Origin of the sequence: Arsukibacterium sp. (assembly GCF_036735525.1) — a bacterium.
In the GTDB taxonomy this organism is placed as follows: domain Bacteria; phylum Pseudomonadota; class Gammaproteobacteria; order Enterobacterales; family Alteromonadaceae; genus Alishewanella.
Genome location: NZ_DAINOE010000122.1, coordinates 1 through 5634, shown reverse-complemented (window position 1 = coordinate 5634; position 5634 = coordinate 1). Strand labels below are relative to the sequence as shown.

Annotated in this window: 3 protein-coding genes; all 3 read left to right on the top strand. The window is 50.8% G+C overall.

What is annotated here, in order from left to right:
• Positions 1-1846: M4 family metallopeptidase (locus V7D78_RS15725; RefSeq protein WP_333609410.1), on the top strand; the 1846-nt coding region annotated here is incomplete at its 5' end.
• Between the two features lie 30 nt (positions 1847-1876).
• Complete coding sequence (locus V7D78_RS15720) at positions 1877-4387, top strand: serine/threonine-protein kinase (protein WP_333609409.1); 2511 nt, start codon at positions 1877-1879, stop codon at positions 4385-4387.
• Positions 4388-4392: 5 nt separating this feature from the next.
• The coding region (locus V7D78_RS15715; RefSeq protein WP_333609408.1) for a serine/threonine protein kinase at positions 4393-5634 on the top strand (1242 nt) is incomplete at its 3' end.

The window sequence follows — 5634 nt, the reverse complement described above, 5'->3', positions numbered from 1 at the left end:
ACAGGCGAGTACGACGGCTTCTCAAAAACTGGCCACCTTGTTTGATCAGGTCGGCCGCTTTATGGCAGAGCACTTCGGCAGTGCGCAATTCGATCCGGTAGATAACAGTATTGTATACGCTTTTGTTGGCAGTAAAATGTTTCACCATCAACATGGCGCCAGTGTCAGCTGTGCTGGCAGTAGTACTAACCCGAATGCCTTTTTTGCTGTAGTTTCGAATGCTTTTGGCGAGGAGCTGGGGCTGGTGCAAGTGCATAGTCCTTTGCTGCAAAACCCTGAAGTGATTATGCATGAATTAGCTCATGGCATTATCGCTTTTAGCTCTGAGCTGGTTTACCTTGGCGAGTCGGGTGCACTCAATGAGGCCTTTAGCGATATTGCCGGGGTAAGTTTTGTGGCCTGGCTGAATAACCGTTTAGCTGCCCCTGAACAGACGGACTGGCTGATTCGTCTTGTCTCCACTGTTATCCGTGATTTCCGGTTTCCGCAGCGGGCAAACAATAACCCTGATCACTACCTGGAACGCTATGTCGGCACTAAGAATAATGGCGGCGTGCATATCAACTCCTCTATTGTAAATCATGCGTTTTATTTACTGGCTGAGGGCGGCTCGCACCGGCGCTTAGGTGGTGTCGAGGTGCCGAAAATTGGTATGCAAAAGGCGTTAAAAATCTGGCACTACGCAACAACAAAAATTATGACACCCACCTCAGACTTTCGTAATGCCCGTTATGCAGTGGCTGAAGCGGCTGAAATTATTTACGGTCAATACTCACCCGAGCGCACAGCGGTCCACAAAGCCTTTGATGCAGTGGGTATCAAGGGTAGCTGGAGTGAAAATGTGCCACCCAAACCAGTACCTATCCCATTACCTGAGCCAGATATTAAACCTCAGCCAGAGCCTATACCGGCACCCAGCCCACAGCCTAAGGCAGAAGTGCCGGAAGTAAAGGTGCCACCCGTTACTCCCACACCGCCATCAGCGCCTGTTGCAGCCTTTTCTCAGCTGCACTTTTTTATTGCTTTTGCCGCAGTCATGTCGGCGTTGGGCTTACTGCTGCTATTAAAGCGGTCGCGGCCGGGACACAGTGCGCAAAGTCGATATCATGCCTATCAGTATGCTGCTTCGCCAACAGCAGATTTGGCAATGGCGGCCAGGTCTGATGCGCAACAGGCCATCATGCACTTGCAAACACCTACCCAGCGTTTTGAACTAAGTCAGTCTCAGCTGCAGGCGGGTGTGACTATTGGCCGCGCCGCACAAGCCGTCATTAGTCTGGCGCATCCTGCAGTTTCCAGTCAGCATTTACGCATTTTTTTGCGGGGCAAGCAGTTGTATATCCAGGATTTAGGTTCACGCTATGGCACTTCAGTTAATGGTGTTGTTTTACCTGCACATCAGGATATGCCTGTCGAGCTGCCAGCAAAGCTGATGTTGGCTGATTTAGATTGCCTGCTAAGTGGCACTGATATTATTGCTCCGCGGCCAGTGGCGGCTCATGTTCAAGCCGCAGCCTTATGCTGGCTGCGATTAGCGGATAGCCAGAATGAGCGTACCTTAAACAGTGTAACGCTGGCCACGCGACCATGCAGCCTTGGCCGGGCAGACGATAATGATTATGTTATTAAGCATCCGTCAGTATCATCCCATCATGGTCAGATTTTTTATCAGCATCCTAACTGGTTTTATCAGGATCTGGGATCAAGCTATGGTTCATCCATTGAAAGTAGTGCACAGCGGACAACATTACAGCCTGGTAGCCCGGTAAAGCTTGAAGGGGCAGCCAAGTTGTATTTGGCGGATTTTGCTATCCGGATTTCAATTGTTCCGACTGGAGAGAGCTAAGATGGCTGGACACAACAGGTGGAAGTATTAATGAGCGATAATCTGAATGCGTTGCAAACAGGCAGCACCCTAAACCACTATATTATTGAAGCGGTATTGGGTAGCGGCGGCTTTGGCATAGTCTATAAAGCACACCATGCCCACCTGGAAGAGCAGGTGGTGATTAAGGAGTTTCTGCCACAGCAATTAGCGCAGCGCCACGGCAATACGGTTACGCCCAGTGCGACAGCCAATCAGGATATATACCATAGCTCCTTACAGCGTTTTATGACCGAAGGCCGAACCCTGGTCAAACTGCGCCACCCCAATGTGGTGCGCTGCCGCGATTTATTTACCGCTAACGGCACGGCCTATTTAGTGATGGACTTTGAAGATGGCCTGCCGCTGGATGAGCTGGTCCGTAGTTTAGAAGCCCAGGGCAGCCGCTATACCGAGCAACAATTACTGCATTTTTTACTGCCGCTGGCTGATGGCCTCTCTTACATTCACAGCCAGGGTGTACTGCACCGCGACATTAAACCGGCCAATGTATTTATCCGCCGCAGTGACGGCTCACCGGTGATTATTGACTTTGGCGCCGCCAAACAGAATTTTGCATTGGTATCGCAATCCCAGGCACCCTTTACCGAGTTTTATGCGCCGCTGGAGCAAATAGAAGGCGGCGGAGAAGCCAAAGCGACCGTAGATATTCATGCTTTTGGCGGCTTGATGTATCGTCTGGTAACCGGTCAGGTTGGGCCTAAAGCAGAAAAACGCGCAATGGCCCTGGTGTATGGTAATGCTGATCCTTTGGTAGCTGCCGCCATACTGGCCAAAGGCCATTACAGCGCCCCCTTTTTAGCCACCATAGATCAGTGTCTGGCCTTTAAAGCCGATGAGCGGCCGCAAAGTATGCAACACGTGTTACAACAGCTATCTTTACCTGCAGATCCAAAAGCCACTGCAGAACCTGAGGTCGCTGAGCACAGCACAGCTATTGCAGACTGTCATGTGCTGGATGATTTAATTGCGTTAGCCGGTGCTGATAGCCTTATTACTGATGTTGAAATGACTATGCTGCTGAATAAAGCCAGTAGTCTTGGCATCAGCAAAGACAAAGCTCAGCAGTATATTGTGCAGCAGGCAGTGGCAAAAGGTTGGCAGATTGCTCACAACAATACTGCCCCCGCTGCGGTAGCGGCTGATCATGCTGAGGTAGAGACGGCGATAAAAAAAGCAGCACCGTTATGGAAATGGGTTGCTGTATCAGGGGTAGTGGTGCTGGCGGTTGCGGTTTACTTAATGTATCCGGCCTATACCGATTATGTTCAACGCGCAGAACTCGCCAGACAGGATCAGCAGGCTGCCGCCGATGAGCTGCTAACCCTGCAGCGTGAGCTGGAGGCTGAAGTTAAGACGGATAGGCTGCACCCGTTAACCTTAGCAATCACTCCCGCTGCTCAGTATGAGGTTAAGGTATTAAATATCAGGCCCAGGTTTGAACAGGGTATGCTGCTGGCGCCGGGCGAATATCATCTGCAAATCGCTATTGGCCAGGATACCGTAAGTCAGTGGGTCAATTTGCAAAGCAATGCGGCTATAGCCATTAATTTTACGGCATTATTAGCAGCTGCAACTCAAGAAACGCCTGAGGCCAAACCCATCCGCCTGGCAGCAGATGAAGCTTATTATATTCGAGGAAATGATGCCTCGTCTTTTACTCTGTACCAGCAAGCGGCGCAGCTGGGTAGTGTCTATGCGGATGCTCAGTTAGCCAAAATGTATAGCCGCGGTATGGGGGTCACGAAAAATAGTGCTTTGGCACGACAATACCGGCAAACAGCAGAGCAAAAATTTGCCCGTTTTAGCAGCCTGGGGGGATACGAGAACTTTTTGCTGGGCAGCATGGCCGATTTTGTGGAAGCAGATTATAAGACGGCTTTGCAATACTACATAAAAAGTGCAGAGCAAGGTAACGCCGTGGGACAAACTAATCTTGGTGTGATGTATGAGCATGGCCGTGAGGTAAGCAAATCTGAGAGTGTGGCAGTTAGCTGGTATCGTAAGGCAGCCGAGCAGGGCTACCCCAATGCACAAAACAATCTTGGTTTGAGTTACGCCAATGGTCGAGGTGTAACTAAGTCTGATAGCACTGCAGTGGCCTGGTATCGAAGAGCCGCCGCACAGGGTTATGTCGCAGCACAAGATAATTTAGGCTCCATGTATCGAGAGGGCCTGGGTGTTACGCAGTCTGACAGTGAAGCGGTAAAATGGTATCGAAAAGCGGCTGAGCAAGGCCATGCCAGTGCTCAGACCAATCTTGGTTTTATGTATTCTAACGGTAGGGGCGTGCCGCAATCATATGCTGAAGCGATTAAATGGTATCGATTGGCGGCAGCTCAGGATGAACCATACGGCCTGAATAATATGGCGATAATGTATCGTGATGGTCGTGGTGTGGAAAAATCGTCATCTGAATCATTAGCCTGGTTTCGTAAAGCGGCCCAAAAGGGGCACGAAGGGGCGCAAAATTATCTTAAACAAGCAGGGCATAGTTGGTAGCGGATATGATCGAAAATTTAAACGCCCTGCAAACAGGCAGCACCCTTAACCACTATATCATTGAAGCAGTTTTAGGTAGCGGTGGTTTTGGCATAGTATACAAGGCCCATCATACGCATTTAGATGAGCAGGTGGTGATTAAAGAATTTCTGCCAGTCGAGCTGGCCGGGCGCCATGGTAATACCGTACAACCGCATGGCACCTCAAAGCAGGAGCTGTACAGCGAATGCCTACGCCGCTTTATGGTAGAAGGCAAAACCCTGGTAAAACTGCGCCACCCCAATGTGGTGCGCTGCCGCGATTTATTTACTGCCAATGGCACGGCCTATTTAGTCATGGACTTTGAAGATGGCCTGCCACTGGATGAGCTGGTCCGCAGCTTAGAGGCACAGGGTAGCCGTTACACTGAGCAGCAATTACTGCATTTTTTACTGCCTCTGGCCGATGGCCTCTCTTACATTCACCAGCAAGGTGTATTACACCGCGATATCAAGCCAGCCAATGTATTTATCCGCAGAAGCGATGGCTCACCAGTGATTATCGACTTTGGTGCCGCCAAACAAAACTTTGCCCTGGCGTCGCAATCACAAGCGCCCTTTACCGAGTTTTATGCGCCGCTGGAGCAAATAGAAGGCGGCGGTGAAGCCAAACCGACAGTCGATATCCATGCCTTTGGCGGCTTAATGTACCGCCTTGCCACCGGCCAAATGGGCCCCAAAGCCGAAGCCCGCGCTATGGCACTAGTGTATGGCAACCCCGATCCATTAAAACCGGCCACTGAACTTGCCAAAGGGCATTACTCCACCAATTTTCTAACCACCATCGATCAGTGTTTAGCTTTTAAAGCCAGTGAGCGGCCGCAGAGTATGCAACAGGTGAAACAGCGGCTGATGCCAAACAGCCTGATACAGCCTGCTGCGGCGCAGCCCCAATATCAGCTGCATTCAGAACCGCAACCCCAATCCCAACCAGTAAGCCAAGCAGCGACACGTCAGCTTTGGCCGGTGAAATGGCTGGCAACATCCGCGGTGTTGCTACTGCTGGCAGTGGGTAGCTGGCAGGTTTTGCAATATCGCGCTGAACAAACGCACTTAGCGCAACAGGATCAGCAAGCGTGGCAATTGGCGACCGCTGACCACACCGAGCAGAGTTATCAGCTTTATCTCAGTACACAGCCGCAAGGGCAGTATCGCCTTGACGCCCAAACGCAACTGGAGGCATTACAGGCAGAAGCTGCACAACTACAG